This is a genomic window from Rhodovibrio sodomensis (assembly GCF_016583645.1).
Lineage (GTDB): Bacteria > Pseudomonadota > Alphaproteobacteria > Kiloniellales > Rhodovibrionaceae > Rhodovibrio > Rhodovibrio sodomensis.
On the sequence record NZ_NRRL01000090.1, the window covers coordinates 1 to 16948 of the forward strand.

General features: G+C 66.4%; 17 protein-coding genes. 9 read left to right on the top strand and 8 right to left on the bottom strand.

Annotated elements, in window-relative coordinates; all coding sequences use genetic code 11:
- Positions 1-74: 74 nt before the first annotated feature.
- Positions 75-932, bottom strand: a complete 858-nt coding sequence (locus CKO28_RS20685) for an ELM1/GtrOC1 family putative glycosyltransferase (RefSeq protein ID WP_200342719.1) — start codon at positions 930-932, stop codon at positions 75-77.
- A 272-nt stretch (positions 933-1204) separates the two neighbouring features.
- Here CKO28_RS20685 and CKO28_RS20690 point away from each other — a divergent pair, with 272 nt between their 5' ends.
- The 6 genes from CKO28_RS20690 to CKO28_RS20715 all read left to right on the top strand — a co-directional run bounded on the left by CKO28_RS20690 (position 1205) and on the right by CKO28_RS20715 (position 6612).
- Positions 1205-1801 carry a DUF6134 family protein gene (locus CKO28_RS20690; RefSeq protein WP_200342720.1) on the top strand — a complete coding sequence of 199 codons (597 nt, stop codon included), beginning with the start codon at positions 1205-1207 and terminating at the stop codon, positions 1799-1801.
- A 145-nt stretch (positions 1802-1946) separates the two neighbouring features.
- Positions 1947-2381 (top strand): HIT family protein, encoded by a 435-nt coding sequence (locus CKO28_RS20695; RefSeq protein WP_200342721.1) that lies wholly within the window; start codon positions 1947-1949, stop codon positions 2379-2381.
- Positions 2382-2416: 35 nt separating this feature from the next.
- Entirely contained in the window at positions 2417-3562 is a 1146-nt protein-coding gene (locus tag CKO28_RS20700; RefSeq protein WP_274611024.1) for an LptF/LptG family permease, read from the top strand.
- 2 nt (positions 3563-3564) lie between these two features.
- Positions 3565-4641, top strand: a complete 1077-nt coding sequence (locus CKO28_RS20705; RefSeq protein ID WP_200342723.1) for an LptF/LptG family permease — start codon at positions 3565-3567, stop codon at positions 4639-4641.
- A 4-nt stretch (positions 4642-4645) separates the two neighbouring features.
- Complete coding sequence (locus CKO28_RS20710; RefSeq protein ID WP_200342724.1) at positions 4646-5788, top strand: GNAT family N-acetyltransferase; 1143 nt, start codon at positions 4646-4648, stop codon at positions 5786-5788.
- A complete protein-coding gene (locus CKO28_RS20715) occupies positions 5785-6612 on the top strand; it encodes a nucleotidyltransferase family protein (RefSeq protein ID WP_200342725.1) in 828 nt (275 codons plus the stop codon). The genes CKO28_RS20710 and CKO28_RS20715 overlap by 4 nt, the downstream gene beginning before the upstream one ends.
- Here the strand turns inward: CKO28_RS20715 and CKO28_RS20720 are convergent.
- Positions 6591-7346: a phosphocholine cytidylyltransferase family protein gene (locus CKO28_RS20720; protein ID WP_200342726.1), complete on the bottom strand. Its 756-nt coding sequence runs from the start codon at positions 7344-7346 to the stop codon at positions 6591-6593. The two genes, CKO28_RS20715 and CKO28_RS20720, sit on opposite strands and share 22 nt — an antisense overlap.
- 131 nt (positions 7347-7477) lie before the next feature.
- Complete coding sequence (locus CKO28_RS20725; protein WP_200342727.1) at positions 7478-8359, bottom strand: metallophosphoesterase family protein; 882 nt, start codon at positions 8357-8359, stop codon at positions 7478-7480.
- Positions 8360-8363: 4 nt separating this feature from the next.
- Between CKO28_RS20725 and CKO28_RS20730 the strand changes: the two genes are divergently transcribed.
- Genes CKO28_RS20730 through CKO28_RS20740 form a run of 3 tightly spaced genes read left to right on the top strand, consistent with a single transcriptional unit; the run spans position 8364 to position 11487 of the window.
- A complete protein-coding gene (locus CKO28_RS20730; protein ID WP_200342728.1) occupies positions 8364-9566 on the top strand; it encodes a CDP-alcohol phosphatidyltransferase family protein in 1203 nt (400 codons plus the stop codon).
- Positions 9563-10522, top strand: a complete 960-nt coding sequence (locus CKO28_RS20735) for a diacylglycerol/lipid kinase family protein (RefSeq protein WP_200342729.1) — start codon at positions 9563-9565, stop codon at positions 10520-10522. The genes CKO28_RS20730 and CKO28_RS20735 overlap by 4 nt, the downstream gene beginning before the upstream one ends.
- Positions 10523-10554: 32 nt before the next feature.
- A complete protein-coding gene (locus tag CKO28_RS20740; RefSeq protein WP_200342730.1) occupies positions 10555-11487 on the top strand; it encodes a hypothetical protein in 933 nt (310 codons plus the stop codon).
- A 21-nt stretch (positions 11488-11508) separates the two neighbouring features.
- Here the strand turns inward: CKO28_RS20740 and spt are convergent, their stop codons facing one another.
- The 5 genes from spt to CKO28_RS28930 all read right to left on the bottom strand — a co-directional run bounded on the left by spt (position 11509) and on the right by CKO28_RS28930 (position 16831).
- Positions 11509-12717, bottom strand: a complete 1209-nt coding sequence (gene spt / locus CKO28_RS20745) for a serine palmitoyltransferase (protein ID WP_200342731.1) — start codon at positions 12715-12717, stop codon at positions 11509-11511.
- Entirely contained in the window at positions 12714-13004 is a 291-nt protein-coding gene (locus CKO28_RS20750; RefSeq protein ID WP_200342732.1) for an acyl carrier protein, read from the bottom strand. The genes spt and CKO28_RS20750 overlap by 4 nt, the downstream gene beginning before the upstream one ends.
- Before the next feature lie 37 nt (positions 13005-13041).
- Positions 13042-13956, bottom strand: a complete 915-nt coding sequence (locus CKO28_RS20755; RefSeq protein WP_338050207.1) for an NAD-dependent epimerase/dehydratase family protein — start codon at positions 13954-13956, stop codon at positions 13042-13044.
- Between the two features lie 66 nt (positions 13957-14022).
- Positions 14023-15855 (bottom strand): fatty acyl-AMP ligase, encoded by a 1833-nt coding sequence (locus tag CKO28_RS20760; protein ID WP_200342734.1) that lies wholly within the window; start codon positions 15853-15855, stop codon positions 14023-14025.
- 850 nt (positions 15856-16705) lie between these two features.
- The gene (locus CKO28_RS28930) at positions 16706-16831 is read right to left on the bottom strand and encodes a hypothetical protein (RefSeq protein WP_274611025.1); all 126 of its coding nucleotides are present in this window, start codon (positions 16829-16831) and stop codon (positions 16706-16708) included.
- Positions 16832-16948 lie beyond the last annotated feature (117 nt).

The window sequence follows — 16948 nt, forward strand, 5'->3', positions numbered from 1 at the left end:
CGCGAAGGTCTTCGAACTTACCCATACCCCAAACCTACCAACCTGCGCCCGATCATGCCGCCTATACGCCGATTCTATTCTGGCAAATTCACCCAGCCTTCGATTCGTTTCTTGCTTTTCAGGTCCTTACCAGTTGCAACCGCTCGGGCCAGCATCGACACGCTGTCCCCCGTCACGACAATCCGGTCGGCCTTATCGAGGAACGCACCCATTGGATTGTCGCGGCCGCTCTGCGCATGCCAGCGGTAGACCAAAGTTGCGCAGGAGCCTTGCAGACCCGGCAGACGCCCCTCCGCCGTGCGTGGACTGGTAGTGACCATCAGCGACCCGGTGTGGCCGACGCGCTCGGCGGCGGCATCCAGGGTTTTCCGGACGGTCGCGCGTGTGAGGTCGCGGTCGCGGGCGCGGCCGCCGATCAGGACGGCGGCACGCGGCGCTGGAAGATCTGCGATCCGCGCCGCCCACGCTGGGTCCGGCTCGTCCGCGCGCTGCGCTCTTACGAGGGGTAGGGGCAGGCGAACCAGATTTCTGCGCGCGGGCAGATGATATTGCGGCGGCGCCAGCACCAAATCGAACCAGCCAAGCGGCGCACGCGGCCGGCCGATCTGCACGAGTCGGACACGGTGGCCCGCGACGCGCTGAATCCACCGAGCGACCGGCACGCTCCGCCGGCCGGCCGCCAAGACCAGCTTCGGCCAGGGAGGCGTCAAATCCGGATCGGCTGCCGCAAGACTGTGCAGTGTCGCGCCGAGCAGCCGGTTTGGCAGACGGTAGGCGCTCGTGTAGCGGAGCCGAACGGTTCGGTACGGCCGCTCCAGCGCCTCCGCCAGGGCGATGACCTGCTCATTGTCGCCCGCCTTGGGGCCAAGCAGCGCCCAGACCGGCAATTCTTCGCGGCTATCGGACGGCCGTGTCGGGTCGATAGTGCTCACTGGTGCCATCTCCCGAACACTCGAACGGGGAGCACAGGCTGGAGCGCGCATGCGGTCAAGGTGCGCTCACGTGCAGATAAAAATTGCGTTGGTGCATGGTTAAGTTTAACGGTTCAGCTACAATCTTCCAATCGTGGTTACCCTTTCCAGCAACCAACGGCAGGTTGGTGATGACCTTGGCACGACGCGGCTTGACGCGACGCGGTTTTGCCCTCCGTATCGGCGCGGTCGGGGCATGCTTGGCAAGCTTGGGGAGTGTCCGCGCACGGGCCGTGGCCGAGCCTCCGGTTGGCCGGTACCGATATACTGTTCTGCGCGAAGGCCGCCCGATCGGCGCGCACATTCGTACGCTACGCCAGAACGGCGACATTCTGGCGGTAACCACCGAGATTGATCTAGTGGTCACGCTGTTCAGCGTCCCTTTATACAGCTACCGCCATACCTCTGTCGAACGCTGGCGAGGCGACACCCTTGTTGGTCTCGACAGTCAAACCCGCAAGAACGGCAAAGAGAAACGCCTGCAGGGCGTGCGCGACGGCGACGGTCCGCTGGTGCTGGAGAACCATAAGGGTGAACGCAGAACGTTCCCGGAAAGCCCCCTCACGACGACGCTCTGGCACCCCCGGACCCCACAGGCACCACAGCTTCTGGAGGTCGAGGACGGCTGGATGAAAACCAACACCACGCAGGACATCGGGCGCGAAGCCGTCCGGATCGGCGACACACGTCAGACGGCCCGGCACTACCGCCTGGCCGGCGAGGTGCAGCGGGACGTGTGGTACGATGACCGGGGGCTACTGCTCCGGGTTGCATTCCAGCACGACGACGGCTCCCGGATTGTGATGCAGCCAGCAGCGGATTTTACTTGACGTGGACTCTGCTGCGGACCCGTCTCTCGCGGTCGGCGGCGTCGCTGGGCGGTTGAGGCGCGGTCCTTAAGTTCCCAATCTAGCCGACAAGCGATCATGGACAGCTACGTATCTTACGGCAGGGGCATCAAAAGGGGGTGGGAGTATGGCTCACGCGACGATGACTGAATTCGGCTACCCGGATACAGTGATCGCGGACTATACGCACTGGACGGTTCAACGGCGCCCGCGGCAAGCGACGCTTGGCGCGCTCGTCATGATCGCCAAGGCGGAGGCAACCGCGTTCGCCCAGCTTCCTGACGCGGCGTTCGCCGAGGCTGCAACGGTGGTCCGGGCGATCGAGCGGGCCCTATCGGATGCCCTGGCGTACGACAAAATCAACTACCTGATGTTGATGATGAAGGATCCCCATGTGCACTACCATGTGTTGCCGCGCTACGCGCAAACGCGCGTTTTCGACGAGATCAGCTGTTCGGACCCGGGCTGGCCTGGTCCGCCTGACTTGGCACATAGCGTCGAACTGCCCGCCGTGACAACGGATAGGCTGCACGCCCGGCTCGTTACGGCTTGGCCGGACTAAGCAGTGGGGACGTCCACGCCCCCATCCGCACTCCGATGACGGTTCTATCTCGGTACCTGCTGCGTCGTGCGGCCTTCCACTTCACGGTCATGCTGGCCGTGATGCTTCTGGCCCTCACCCTAGAGCGTCTACTTGAGATCACCCGAACGGTAACCGACCGAGGTGCGCCAGTTGGGCGCGCGCTCGACATGATCGTCGCGCTGCTTCCCCACTACCTTGGACTGGCCGTGCCGGCGGCCGCGTTCCTAGCAGTCCTGATTTCCCTACACCAAATGCGCCACGACAGCGAGTTGTCGGTGATGCATGCCGCCGGCATTTCGCTGACCCGCCTGCTACGCCCCCTGATGGTCGCGGCTCTGCTGTTGGCGGCCTTGATGGCCGTTAACACCGCCTTCCTGCAACCTTACGGCAGGTACGTCTACCGACACACGCTGCACGAAGTGACGGATTCCCGTTTCAAGATGCGCATCGTACCCGGGGTGTTCTACGACCTTGGCAACGGCACGGTGCTGCGGGCGGGGGCAGTCGGCCCCGACGGGCAAAACCTGGAGCGGGTCTTCGCCGCCCGCGATCGGCCGGGCGACGGACGTACCTACGTGCTGGCCGAGGCGGGAACGCTTAGCACCGATCGCGAAACCGAACGGCTGGTTGTCCGGATGGCTCAAGGCACCCTGATCCGCGACCGAGGAGGTGCCAGCGGCGTGGAGAAAATCCACTTCGAGCACTACATCTGGCCGCTACCGGTCCAGGGGACCACCTCGCGCGGCCCGCGCGGCAAGGACGAGCGCGAACTTACAGTACCGGAACTGCTTTCCGACACCCCGGCCGCGGGCGGCGATCTCAGCCTGGAGGTCCGTGTTGCGGAACTGAACAAACGCTTGGTGTCGGCCGTGTCGATCCCGCTGCTCGCGGTTCTGGCCGCACCGATACCGGTCCTGCGCGCCGGGCGTGGCAGCCGCTTGACGCGCTTCGCCGTGGGGATTGGCGTGCTGGTCCTCTATCAGAAGCTGCTGGCGCTCGCGGAAGGACTGGTCGCGTCCGGGACGCTGCCACCGTGGGGCGGCCAATGGGGGGTCGTGGCTGCGTTTGCGCTTCTAGCGGCGGGTCTTCTGCGGATCGCTCAAGCTGGCAACCTCGGGCCCCTGCGCCGCCGCCACGCGTCCGTTTCAAAGGCCGCCTGACGATGCCGTTGACCTTTGCCCGCTACCTTCTGGTCACGTTCTTTGCGCGCTTCGCTCTCGCCCTCGCCGCACTGGGTCTTGTGCTGACGGTTTTCGACACACTTGCGCACATCCACGCCGTGCTGGAAGGCGGCGCGCCCGTCGGGCTTGGCTTGATTGCCTATGCCAGTCTCAGGCTGCCCACGCTGGTGGTCCTGCTGGTTCCCCTCGCCGTGCTGATCGGCGCGCTTCTGACCCTGATCGCGCTAGTCGCCTCCCAAGAGCTCGTGGTCGCGCGTGCCGCCGGTGTTTCCGGTACGCAGATCACCGGGATCATTCTGATAGGCGCCGCGCTGGTTGCTGGCGCGCACTTCCTGTTCGCGAACCTGGTCGCGGTCGAGACTGCCGGCAGGCTGGCGACCTGGCAGACGCGCGGTTACGCCGGGCTGCCTCCAGGCGCGCGCTCGGAGGAGCAGGGGCTCTGGCTGGCCGCGGACAGCGCCATCGTGCACATCGGACTGGCATCAGCTGACGGACAAAGGTTGCACGACGTGGTTCTTATCCAGCGCGATCCCGCCGGCGGGCTCGAGGCGTTCTTGAAAGCGCAAAAAGCCCGGTTTGTCGACGGGCGCTGGCGCTTGGACGGGGTCGAGCGACTGGTCGCTGCGCGCGACAGTGGTCCTGCGCCAGAAACACCTACCCCTGCGTTCCGGTGGGATCCCAGCCGTTTCGGCAGTTTTGGCCAGGGCCCCGAGGAACTGTCGTTCGTCGAAACATGGTCCTTGCGCAAGGGCGCAGGCTATAGCGAACGCACACCTCGGTATTACCGATTTTGGACGCACCGCAAATTGGCTCAACCTGCCTCGTGCTTGGTGATGGCGCTGCTTCCGGCACCCATGGCATGTCAGCATGCGCGCCGGCGGCAACTCGTGCTGCTGGGGCTGGTAACCCTGGCCGCGGGCGGACTTTACTTCGGCTTGGAACGGTTGCTGATCCCACTGGGTGAGACTGCCGTGCTGCCGCCCGCCTTCGCGGCCTGGGCCCCGGCAGTCGTGTTCGCCGCCCTGGCGTTTTGGTCGCTGATTATGGCGGAAAGCTGAGGCAATGACGGACCCTGAAGAGATCGCGGTGCGACCGGTCGACAGCCGGCGAGACCTGCGCGCGTTCGTTCGCGTCCCCTTCGCGCTTTATCACAACGATCCGAACTGGGTTCCGCCGCTGCAATTCGAGCGCCGCCAGCATTTCGGCCCAGCCAACCCCTATTTCGAGCACGCCCGCGCACGATTCTTCCTCGCATGCCGGAACCGACGGCCGGTGGGCCGGATCAGCGCGCAGATCGACTGGCTTGCGCAACCGGATCTCGGTACGCCGATCGGCCATTTCGGCCTGGTTGAAGCCGCCGACCAAGGGGTTCTGCACGCGCTCCTGGAGGCCGCGGAAGCCTGGCTCCAGGACCAGGGCGCAGCGCTGTCGGAGGGCCCGTACAGCCTGTCCAGCAACGATGAGACTGGGCTTCTCGTGGTGGGGCACGACCGCCCGCCAAGGGTGCTAATGAACTACGGCCCTGCATGGTACGCCAAGGCCCTAGAGAAGGCCGGGTACATCAAGGCCAAGGACCTGCTCGCGTACCGGGCGAACGTCAACCAGAGATTTCCCGCAAGAGCAGCGCTCGTCGCCCGTAGCGCCGCCGCTGACCCGCGCGTTCGGGAACGGCAACTCGATATGCGCGACCTCAATGCGGAGATGCGTCGGGTCGCCAACGTGTTCAACGATGCCTGGTCCGGCAATTGGGGCTTTGTCCAGATGACAGAGGCGGAAGTCCGCCACATGACCCGAAGCCTGAAACCGATTATCCGCCCGGAGTTGGTCCGTATCTCAGAATACGACGGCGAGCCGGTGGCAATGATTGTCGCCGTGCCTGACCTCTACATAGTTCTGCGCGAGTTGCGCGGCCGGCTGCTGCCGTTCGGTTGGGCGTGGCTGCTGTGGCGGATTAAGTTCCGCCCACCGGAACACGGCAGGGTTATGCTTATGGGCGTGCGACGGCGTTACCAAGGCGGCAACCTTGCCGCGGGGCTGAGCGCACTGATGATGCAACGCCTCCATGAGGCCGCCCGCGGCCTAAACATGGCCGAGTTCGAACTGTCGTGGATTCTGGAGGACAACGAACCGATGATCCACTTACTTGAGCTGTTGCGGGCTGAGGAGGACAAACGTTACCGGCTCTATCGCAAGGCATTGAGATGACGAGCGACGGTGCAAGAGCGCACGCGCTCGTGCTCGCAGGCGGCGTCGATCGGACCCATCCCGTGGCCCAGGCCGACTCGGTCGCGGCCAAGCCATTCGCGCGAGTGGCCGGCACCGCAATGGTCGAGCGGGTCGTTGCGGCCCTCCTCGCCAGCGATCGGATCACCCACGTCACCCTGAGTCTGAGCCGAGACGCCGTGACGACGGCCCACCTCACGGAATTGCCCGCGCACATTCGCGCGGGGTCGGTGAGCTTACGCGAACCGGGACCCTCGCGCGCGGCCAGCGCACTCGACGGGGCCGCAGTAGCACCCGGTGACCAGCCGCTTCTGATCGTCACCGCAGACCATCCGCTGCTAACGGCCGCCATGGTAGACGACGTCTTGGCCGGCGCGCAGCGGGCTGCCTGTGACTTCGCAGTTGCCATGAACCAAGTGCAGATCCTGGCGCAACGCTACCCGGAAGTGCGCTGCAGCAGGCTACGGATGCGCGACGGAGTGTACAGCGGATGTAACCTTTACGCCATGATGCGCCCGGCCGGGTCGCGCGCCGTGACCTTCTGGCGCGAGCTGGAGCAGAGCCGTAAGGCCCCACATCGTATCGCCGCGCGACTCGGACCGGCGAGCCTGGTTGGTTATCTTCTGCGCCGTTGGACCCTTGCGCAGGCGCTGGAGCGGCTTTCCGCACAGATCGGCTGCCGAGTTGCGCCGGTTTTGCTGGAACAGCCCGAAGCGGCGATCGATGTCGATACGCCTGCTGACCTCGCGCTCGTCCGCCGGATCGCGCGGCAGGGCCCGGGCCCTCAGGACACGGCGGCCAAGTGAGGCGCCCCCGTGCTGCGCCAACGCTGCACGGCTTGGCGGGCCTGTTGTAGGTCGCTTGGCACATCAACCTCGCACCAGGCGTCCGTGCTACAATGCGATATGGTCAGCCCGTCCCCGCGCGCTAGTTCGCTCAACGCGGCTGGGTACCACAAATCGCGGCCACCGGGCCGGCGCAAGCTTCGATACACGGTCTCAGCAAATCGGTCGCGCCCGGAGCCGCGAAACAGGGTCATACCAATCGCCTCGCCGTCCGCCTCGGCCGGGCCGAGGTGCTTGCCGATTTGGCATACCCGCTCATCGGACACTCGCACCTTCATGTCGTCGGCATCGTAGCTCGATTTCTGCGAAATCGTAACGGTGATCGTCGCATGAGAGGCCGACAAGCGGCGCACGGTGGCCGGTGCGAACAGGGTATCGCCGTTGATCAGCAGAAAATCCTCCGTGGCTTCCGGAAGAGCGCACCAGACCGATGCTAGGTTGTCCGAGACATCGTAGAAGGGATTGTAGATTGTGCGCGCTGACGACAGTCGCTTCCGGGCTAGTTCTTCATCAATACGACCGGCTTCGAAGCCCGACACGACAACGCATTCAGTAATGCCCGCAGCCGTGAGCACCGAGATTTGCCACGTCAGAATGGTGTGATCAAGATCGACCGGCAATAGACACTTGGGCGTCTCGCTCGTCAATGGGAGACACCGCTTACCCTGTCCAGCGCTCAGGATGATCGCTTTCATGAAAACCCCGTTGATCCATGGCGGCGCTGACCGCTAATGAGAAATCGGTAAATACCGGGTCGCTGAATGTCAAACCGTTGTCGGCTCACACCGTCGCGAGCGCCGCTGCCTCGAAGCGCGCGGCTGCAGGCTTATACCCGGGCTGCAGTGAACGTCCCGATCGCTGGATCGAAGCATCGCTCCTCGACGGCGAAGTGGCCACCAGCGCGGTGCCGGAAAAGGCGGTAGTGCCCAGTCTGGTGCGCCCTGTTTTTCAGCAACGACGCGGAAGCCACCCCGTAAACCGGGACAGGCGCGTGCGGGCCCGGCAGTTCGGCTTGACGGGGCCCATGGGCATGGCCGTGCAGAACCAAGTCCGCGCCCTCCCTGGCGATTATCGCGCGCAAGGCCGAAGCATCGTCCAAGCCCCGGCGCCAGACTTCGGCGCCCCACTGGGGTGGATGGTGCAAAACCACCACGCGTATGAGTCCGCGAGCGAAAGCTGTGCGGAGAATCGCCGCCAGTCGCGACATCTGCTCGCAGCCAACCCGGCCACGGGCCTGCCCGATGCCCGTGGGTATCGCCGTCGAAACCCCGATGAAAGCGACCCCGCCACGGACTTGCAGTAGCGGAAACTCGGCCGCCCCGTCGTCGTCCAGCAGCCAGGGCCGCAACGCCCATCGCATCGCCTCTTCGCTCGCTTGGACGTAGGCATCGTGGTTACCCGGAATCAGGGTGACGGCCCTCGTGGGCCCGAGACGTCCGAGCCAGCGCGCAACGCCCTCAAACTCCGCGGCCAAGCCGAGGTTGGTTAGGTCGCCGGTGATTACGACATGATCGGGCGCCTGACGGGCCAGCTCGTGGAGCAAAGCGTCCAACACCTCGACGCGATGTTCGTACTTGCGCCGTCGGTGCCAGACCACGTATCCCAGCAGACGCTTGCCCGTGAATTCCCGCGGCCGGATCGCTGGCAGCGGCGGCAGGTGCAAATCGGAAATGTGTGCGAAAAGCCTCATCGGGGCGTTCGGCGACATTCAGATGTCCGGAAGCAAGGCGGGATTTTCATTGGTGACACATGCCACCGAGCCTAACAACTCCGCCGTAACGGTTTACGTCGTGAGGTCCGAAGAGCCAGTCAAGGTTTGGGGGCTCGAACCGGAACAGCGGATTCACCGCCAGTTCAAGGGCCTCAGCGTGGCGGACGTGTCGTGGGCGGCACGTGGATCGTATCCCCGGACCAGGCGCGTCCTGCTGCTGCGCGGCGACGTCATGTACGACACGCCTCTCCTGTCGGCCCTGCTGAACCAGCCGGGAACGCGCCTGGAGCGCCCGACCGACAACGGCACGGTGCGCTTGGCCGTTCACGTCCCCGCCGGCCAGACCGAGCAAGCGCGAGCATGGCTGACAGGCGAAGGCTTGCCACCGGACGGTACCACTCCGTGCGCGCCGGAGCACGCCGGGGACGCCTACCGCGGGAAGCTGCGTAAGCGCGAGCCCCCGTACTGCCTGCAAGTTGATCGCGCCACACAGCGCGCGGTGGAGCGGCGTGTGTACATGGCTGCCTACAAGGGGATAACGGATGCCGTCACCAAACACGTCTGGCCGGTACCGGCGATGTGGGCGACACGCGGCTGCGTCCGCCTGGGCGTGACCCCGAACGCGGTCACGCTTTTGAGCGCGGTACTGGTGTTGGCCGCGCTTTGGGCGTTCGCTACGAGTGCTTACGGTTGGGGGTTGCTCGCAGCTTGGTTGATGACCTTCCTCGACACCGTTGACGGCAAGCTGGCACGCGTTACCCTGTCGTCATCGAAGTTCGGTAACCTGTTTGACCACGGCATTGATCTTGTGCATCCGCCGCTGTGGTACGCGGCCTGGGCTTACGGGCTGGCTGAGTCCGGTCACGCGCTGCCACAGCCGTGGCTCGACTGGACCGTGGCAGCGATTTTCGTTGGCTACGTCTTGGGCCGGCTGCCGGAAGGGTATTTCACCCGGCGGTTCGGCTTTGAGTTGTTCGTCTGGACACGCTTCGACTCCGGGTTCCGGCAAATCACCGCCCGCCGTAACCCGTGCCTCGTGCTGCTGACACTGGCCTGGATCGCCGGCCGCCCAGATCTAGGAATCCTGGCAACGACCGCATGGATACTTGCCTCCGCTATCATCCATCTTCTCCGGACCGTGCAAGCGGAGCGGGCGAACGCCCGTGGACAGCCAGTCGCATCTTGGCTCAAGGCGCCAGTATGAGCGATATCGCGGTCTTGTCCAACCCGGCCAGCGGCAACAACCGCACGCGCGCTCGCCGCGATCTCCAGGCGCTCACCCGCTCCCGCGGGATCGACCATCTACAACCGGCGAGGCTACGGGAGGTCCCCAACGCGCTGCGCACCCTCGCGGCCCGGAACACTCGCGTGCTCGCGATCGACGGCGGCGACGGCACGGTGGTCGCAGTCGTGACCGCGCTGCGCCGGCACAAGCCTTTCACCCGCGAGCCGATTCTTGCGGTTTTGTCCGGCGGGAGCACCAACATGATCGCCCGCGATGCCGGCTGCCCAGGCGCGCCCGCGGCCGCTCTTGCACGCCTGCTCAAACACTGGGACACGGCCGACGGCCAGCTCCCAATAGTTACGCGGCGTCCGCTTCTGGTGCGGAGCGCGGGCGCGCCGCCGTCCTACGGGTTCTTCCTCGGCGGCGTGGGGATCCCGCGGGTAACGGCAGCCGCGCGACGCGGTCTGTATGCCCGCGGCATTGCTGGCCCGCTCGCGTGGTCGCTCGCCCTGATCTGGAGCCTTTGGCGCCTGGCGTGCGGAGGGCTCAAAACCACGCCCCTCCTCCGACCGGCCGACGTGCGGATCGCCTGCAACGACAGTCCGGGCGCGACCGCGCCCCGCATCGCCGTGATTGTCACCAGCCTTGACCGGCTGCTGCTCGGTTTACGCCCGGTATCGCCCGGCGAGGGCGTCGGCGTGGCGGTGATCAACGCCCACGTCCCAGGCCTCTGGCGGCGCGCGCCGTCCGCGCTATGGCGCCCTTGGCCGTCCTTTACGGCCATCGAGGCGAAACCGTTCGCGGCATGCCGCTGCCGATCGGTCGCGCTGAGCGCGACCGAAGACTGGGTGCTAGACGGGGAGCCGCTCGACAGTCCGGCCGACGCCACCCTTACGGTGCAGTCGGACAGCTCGCTCCGCTTCGTCATGGCGTGAGGCCTACGATCATGTCCGAGGGATGGACCGATTTGCGCGCCCTCGTGGCTGAAGCCGCGGAGACCGCCGTCGACGCCCAGGTTCGCGCGGCGGTCGACGCCCTGCTGGCGCGGTGCCGGCGCGAGCAGGTGGTAGGGGTACTGTTCTACGGTAGCAGTCTCTGGGCGCCGGGTCGCGCCGACTTGATCGACCTGTATCTGCTTGTCGACACCCCATCCGCGACCGGCTTCGGTCCGGTACTGGCCGGCCTTAATCGGCTCCTGCCGCCCAACGTGATCTATCTTGAAACCACCGCATGCCAAGACGGGACACCCGTCGGAGCGAAGGTGGCCGTGGTCACTTGGACGCAGTTCGCGCGGGGGACCGCTGGGCGGTCGGCGACCCCGGCCATCTGGGCCCGGTTCGCCCAGCCGTGCCGGCTGGTATACGCCCGCGACGAGGCGACCCGGTCGGCGATCCTCGACGCCCTGACGGCTGCTACCGTGAGCTTTCACCGCAAGCTTCTAGGCATTTTGCCCGACCACACGACCCCACACGATCTCTGGCAGGCCGGCCTAACCGAGACCTACGCCCGGGAGCTGCGCAGCGAGGCGCCGGCGCGGGCCCGGGCGATCGTGGCGGCGGGGGGTACCGCGCTGACGGCCCGCACGCCAACGGCTATCCGCTGCCTCTCGCCGCTTGCGTCCCTGAGCGGTGATGGCCGCGTGCGGGTGCATCTGACACGCTGGCAGCGCGGACGCGCCCAGCTGGCGAGCCAAGTCGCTCGACCGGCGGGCAAAGTGCTGTCGCTCGCCCGGGCGATCAAGGCCACGTTTACCTTCGACGGCGGTGTGGATTACGTATGCGCCAAGATCGAGCGGCACAGCGGTGTAGCGGTTCGGCCAACGCCTTTCCAGCGCCGGCACCCGCTGATCGGCGGCTGGCCGCTTTTGTGGCGTATCTACCGGGCCGGCGGGCTGCGTTGAGGGCGGCGCCCGTCGCCGACGCTACTCTGCGGCCGTGCCGCGCCAATCGGGCGCGTCCGCCACCCGCGCGAATGCAGCAAGCACGTGGTCCAGTTGATCGGCTGAGTGCGCGGCGCAGACGGAACAGCGCAGCAGGCAGTTGCCGTTCGGGGTTGCCGGGGGTAGCGCTAGGTTTACGTACACGCCTGCGTCCAGCAGATCGCGCCAAGTGGCGAGGCCGGTCTGCGTGTCCGGCATGCGCACGGCGATTACCGGCGTCTTCTCCGGCCCGAGCTCAAATCCCATTCGAGCGAGCCCGTCGTAGACAATCTCGGCGTTGGCCCACAGCCGGTCGCGCAAACCGGGATCGGTACGCATTCGCTCCAGCGTGCACCTGGCCGACGCTACCACAGCGGGGGGCAGGGATGCGGTGAAGAGATAGGCGCGCGCCGACAGGCGGATCGCTTCCAGTGCGTCGTGGTCGGCGGCGCAAAACCCGCCGATCGTGCCCACGCTCTTGGAAAAGGTGCCGACGATGAAGTCGACCTTGTCCGCGACGCCCGCTTCCGCCGCGACGCCACGGGCGCCCGGTCCGGTCACGCCCAGGGAATGCGCCTCGTCCACCATCAGATAGGCGCCGTGACGCCGGGTGACCTCGGCGATTTCCCGCACGGGAGCGCGGTCACCCAGCATTGAGTAAATCCCCTCGATCACCACCAGCGCGTTGCCTGGCGCCTGCAGGCGGGCCAGACGGCGGTCCAGGTTCTCCGGGTCGTTGTGGCGGAAGCGCTGGACCGTGGCATCACTCAGTTTGCAGCCGTCGTAGATGCTGGCGTGGCAGTCGGAGTCGATCAGGACAGTGTCGTCTCGGCCGGCGATCGCGGAGAGCATGCCGACATTCGCCTGGTAACCGGTGCTGAACAACAGCGCGTGCCGGCGCCTAAAGAAGGCCGCAAGCTGGCGCTCCAGGTCCTGGTGCATACTGTAGGAGCCGTTTGCCACCCGCGATCCGGTGGTCCCAGTTCCAGCTGCGTCGAGGGCGACGTGCGCGCCCTCAAGCGCCGTCGGCTCGAAGGTCAGCCCTAGGTAGTTGTTGGAGCCCAGGAGCACGCAGCGACGGCCCTCAATCTCCGCTTCTGTTGGCCCGATCACGCGATCCATGCGGACCCCGAGCGGATCGCTACCAACCTGTGCCAAGAGTTCAGCATGCTGGCGCCCGACGGCGGTGAACTTGGCGAGTAGATCTTTCATTCGGTTTGCTGCCCCCCGGATTTGGCCTGCGACCGGACAAGATCCGCAATCTGCCCGATCGTGCGCACACTCCCCAGTTGGTTCAATGGCACCGCGATGTCGAACCGCTCTTCCAATTCGAACATCAGATCCATCACGGCGACCGAGTCGATCGCTAGTTCGCCGGTGACGTCGGTCTCTTCGTGGAGTTGAATACCGGTCGTGTTGTGTTTTTCCAGTTCTGCGCACACGGCCTCAACGATCTCGCGGCGCTCCGGGGTCGGCGTCCCAACCGTATTTTCGGTCATGGCTGCGGCTCCAGTTGTTGCGGGGTCGCCGGCTCGCCTAGAGCCAGCCGTGCGCCCGGTACCAGTCGACCGTCCGGGTTAGCCCGGCGCGCAACTCGACAGTGGGCCCCCAGCCGGTTCGCCGGCCAAAGGCCGTCCAGTCGGTCCGCCAATCGGGATGGGTCAGCTCGCGCACCTTGCCGCGCGATAACGGCACCGCCCGCCCGGTGAGACGCGCCACCCCCTCGCCTAGTGCCCCCAACGGGATAAGGGCTGGCCGCCCGAGACGCAAATACCGCGGCCGCACGCCACAGGCACATGCGGCTATCTCCATCAACTCGCGCCAGCTGTAGCCGTCAGGCCGGTCGTCGGCGATCTCGTAAATCGCCCCGGACGCGCCCGGGCCCGCGAGCCAGGCGGCGATGGCTGAGGCCGCGTCGTCGGCGTGGATGAGACAGACCCGGGCCGTGGGCGGACCGGGAAGCGGGGCGATCCGCAGCCGGAGCAACCGCAGGAACATAAGGATCTGCGGGTCTCCCGGCCCGTACACCGCCGGCGGCCGGAGCACGTCGACCGGCAGATCCATGCGCCCGGTCAAGGCCCGCTCTCCGGCGCGCTTGCTTGCCGCGTAGGGCGACAACGCCGGATGCCGTGCCGCAAGACTGGAGACGAAAAGGAAACGGCCAACCCGTGCGGCGGCCGCGCGCTCGGCCAGCCGGACGGTTCCGGCGTGGTTGACCGCGTCGAACCGGCCCGGCCGGTCAGCGGCGACTAGACCGGCCAAGTGAATCACCGCATCGCAGCCCGCGACGAGTCGGTCCAGGGCCGCCGCATCCGCCAGGCTGCCGCGAACGGGCTCCACGCCCGCAGTGCCGTCAGGCTCGCGCCTGTGGTAGAGCGCGCGGACGGAATACCCCGTCTTAGCCAGCTGGGCGACGACGTGCCGCCCGAGAAATCCGCCCGCCCCGGTCACCGCGACCCGCGTCGCCCGTGCGGAAGTCCCCGGTCCGGCGGTGGTGTCGGCAGACGGTGCCACCACTCACTCGCCAGCTGTTGCCGCCGGGCCGGCATTGCCCAAGCTGCCGGAAAGGTACAACTCGCGCGCCTTGGTCCGACTGAGCTTACCCGAGCTTGTGAACGGCAAGCTACGCGGCGGGACAAGTATGACACGGCAGGTGATAGCTAAGCTCTGGAACAGCGCGGCCTGGATGCGCTCGCGCAGGCGCTTGCGGACCTGCGGGTCCCGTGCGCGAATCTGCGCAAGCAAGACCGGTGTTTCCCGCCCCGCCGAATCAAGCACCGAGAAGGCGGCGGTGTCGCGGTCGGACAACCTATCGACCGCCTGTTGAGCAACCCACTCCAGGTCCTGCGGTGGGATGTTGCGGCCGTTGACGATGATCAGGTCCTTCCGGCGGCCGGTGACGTAGAGGGCACCGTCGGCAAGGTAGCCGAGATCGCCCGTGTCCAGCCAGCCGTCCGGCCACCCATCAGGCTGCGGCGCGCCGGCACTGGTCGCATCGTTGTCGACGTAGCCGCGCATCAGGCTGGGGCCAGCGACGAAGATCCGGCCCACCGCGCGCTCGGCAAGACGGCGCCCGGCGCTGTCCCGAATCTGGACCTGATGGTCGGTCAGCGGCCGGCCACACGCAACGAAACGGCATGCCTGCGCGGTGTCGCCAGCCGACACCGGCCGGGCTTCACCGTCCCGCATCAGCGCCGTGGCATCCACTGTGTCGACCGCCGGGGCGTGCCTCGTGGCGTGGAAGCTTACGGCAAGCGTCGCTTCCGCCAGCCCGTAAGACGGCGTGAAGGCCGTCACGTGGAAGCCGGCCGGCGCGAAGGTCGCGGCGAAGGCCTCCAGCGTTTCCGGGCGCACGCGCTCGCCACCAACCCCCGCGATTCGCCAGCTGCTGAGATCCAGCTCTTTCAACCCGCGCGCCCGGCGGGTGCAGAGCTCGTAGCCGAAGGTCGGGCTGAACGCCACTGTGCCGCGGTTCGCCGAGATCAACTCCAGCCACAACGTGGGCCGCAGGGCAAACGCCTCCGGCGCCAGATAATCCACTGACATCTGACAGGTTACCGGCATCGCCAGAAAGCCGATGAGGCCCATGTCATGGTAAAACGGCAGCCAAGACACCGCCCGGTCGTCGGCGCCGATGGCCAGCGCGTCGCGCACCGCGCGTTCGGCGTTCGCCATCAGCCCGCGCTGATCGATCTGTATGCCGACGGGGTCGCGCGTGCTGCCCGAGGAGTACTGGACGTGGCTGATCTCCGCCGGGCCAAGAGGCTGCAGGGCGCCTTCCCCAGGCCCCGAACCGGCCTCGTCCAGTAGCGCTGCGACGGTGGTTACACGGCCGACCTGCAGTCCGGCCACCGCCGCCTTAAGCGGTTCGAGGTCCCCCTCTCCGCCCAGTACGATCCGGGCGCGCGCACTAACAAGGATGCGCCGCAAACCGTCGACGTAACCCGCCGAGTTGCCCAGGCCGGCCTGTGCGGGCACCGGCACCGCGTGAAGGCCCGCGTATTGACAGGCGAAAAACCCGACGGCGAACGCTGGGGCCATCTCCGCAACCAGCGCGACCCGCTCGCCGCGCTCTAGCCCCTGAGCTAGGAGCCCGCGCGCCACCCCAAGTGCGCGCCGCCGCAACGCGGCGTAGCTCACAACGGTCGCCACTCGGCCCCGGCGGTCGTAAAAATTGAGCCCGGTCTCACCCCCGGCTGCGTAGTCCAGGGCCTCGGTCAGGCTTGCGAAATCGGCAGGGCGGTGTGCCAGGGACGGGTCGCTTGTGGGTGTTACCCCTGGCGCCCCCGAGGCGGGGGTGGCAGGCAAAGGCTCATTGGCCACGGCATGGCTCTCTTGTGGTTGCCTCATCGCTCTCAGCTGGTGTTCATCGTGTCCGCCGGCGCGTGAGCGGCGCCGACGGGACGCTTCGGTCAAGTGCAGGGCGCGGCGACCCCTTTGCGCCTCAGGCGGTCCGCGAGGCTGAGTTTTTCATTTTCGACGGCTAGGGCATCGAGGTCTCATTCGGGGAACGCTTCACCAACGCTCTGCGTATCACAAATTCTTTACATTGTGCCAAGCCCCGACCGTGTGCTTCGCGCGATCGTGAATATCACTGCCCCCGGAAAGGTTCACCGGGAAAGCGCCTTTGATTGCGCCGGGCGCGCGCAACGGAACTCGCATGGGGCGACTGGGTGTCAAGGACGTAATCCCGGTATCTCGCCATAATCCCCTGGATCGGCACCATGGGATTGTGCAGTTTCTCGCCGGTATGCCGGCGTGGCGTGGCACGACGGCGATTTCGCGTGTTCAGTCGTAATGCAACAGGCAGGAAGTCTTGGTTGCAGCCGCGGAGGACGATCGGGCTGGGCCCTTGTAACGGGCAGGCACACGCCTGGCCGAACTCGCATCCGGTCGGTGTAGTGGTAACTTAGGCAAAACCCCGGGCAGCCGTTATCCAGCGCTGCGGTCGGCTGCACGGTATGGGTGCGGAAAGAGCGGGTGCTGTGTGATCTGAGAGCCCGCTAGGTTGGGGCCCGGGCCCGGATGAGATCGGCGAGTGGCGGGATCGCTTCGGCGTCCGGCAGGCCGAGGCGGCTCCCGAGGTACTGCCAGTACGAGATCCCTAGCTTATCGCAGGTCTTCATCACACCGAGGTGTGCGTCCCGAAAGTCCCGGCCGTGGTCGCTGCGGGTGCCGCCGGAGATCTTCCGGCGGGTGGCTACGGATGTTCGTTCTCCGAGCCGTTGGTGTGCAGCGGCACTTCGGGCCGGTCCAGGACCGTCAGAAGCTCTTCCTTGCGCCGGTACAGGCGTTGCAACAGCCGGTCGAGCGGCGCGAACCTCACGCGGCATCACGGGTGCGTTAAGTGTGATGCGGCTCACCACCGACACGGACATATGATGGCAAATGGACCTGAGCGACAGGCCGGGAGACCCCGGCCGCATCTGGAACCATACTTGAA

Excerpts from the sequence above, each read along its gene's own strand:
- CKO28_RS20695 (WP_200342721.1), top strand. The coding sequence starts at position 1,947 with ATGGCTCACGCGACGATGACTGAATTCGGCTACCCGGATACAGTGATC.
- CKO28_RS20700 (WP_274611024.1), top strand. The coding sequence starts at position 2,417 with ATGACGGTTCTATCTCGGTACCTGCTGCGTCGTGCGGCCTTCCACTTC.
- CKO28_RS20705 (WP_200342723.1), top strand. The coding sequence starts at position 3,565 with ATGCCGTTGACCTTTGCCCGCTACCTTCTGGTCACGTTCTTTGCGCGC.
- CKO28_RS20710 (WP_200342724.1), top strand. The coding sequence starts at position 4,646 with ATGACGGACCCTGAAGAGATCGCGGTGCGACCGGTCGACAGCCGGCGA.
- CKO28_RS20715 (WP_200342725.1), top strand. The coding sequence starts at position 5,785 with ATGACGAGCGACGGTGCAAGAGCGCACGCGCTCGTGCTCGCAGGCGGC.
- CKO28_RS20720 (WP_200342726.1), bottom strand. The coding sequence starts at position 7,346 with ATGAAAGCGATCATCCTGAGCGCTGGACAGGGTAAGCGGTGTCTCCCA.
- CKO28_RS20725 (WP_200342727.1), bottom strand. The coding sequence starts at position 8,359 with ATGTCGCCGAACGCCCCGATGAGGCTTTTCGCACACATTTCCGATTTG.
- CKO28_RS20730 (WP_200342728.1), top strand. The coding sequence starts at position 8,364 with ATGTCCGGAAGCAAGGCGGGATTTTCATTGGTGACACATGCCACCGAG.
- CKO28_RS20735 (WP_200342729.1), top strand. The coding sequence starts at position 9,563 with ATGAGCGATATCGCGGTCTTGTCCAACCCGGCCAGCGGCAACAACCGC.
- spt (WP_200342731.1), bottom strand. The coding sequence starts at position 12,717 with ATGAAAGATCTACTCGCCAAGTTCACCGCCGTCGGGCGCCAGCATGCT.
- CKO28_RS20750 (WP_200342732.1), bottom strand. The coding sequence starts at position 13,004 with ATGACCGAAAATACGGTTGGGACGCCGACCCCGGAGCGCCGCGAGATC.
- CKO28_RS20760 (WP_200342734.1), bottom strand. The coding sequence starts at position 15,855 with ATGAGGCAACCACAAGAGAGCCATGCCGTGGCCAATGAGCCTTTGCCT.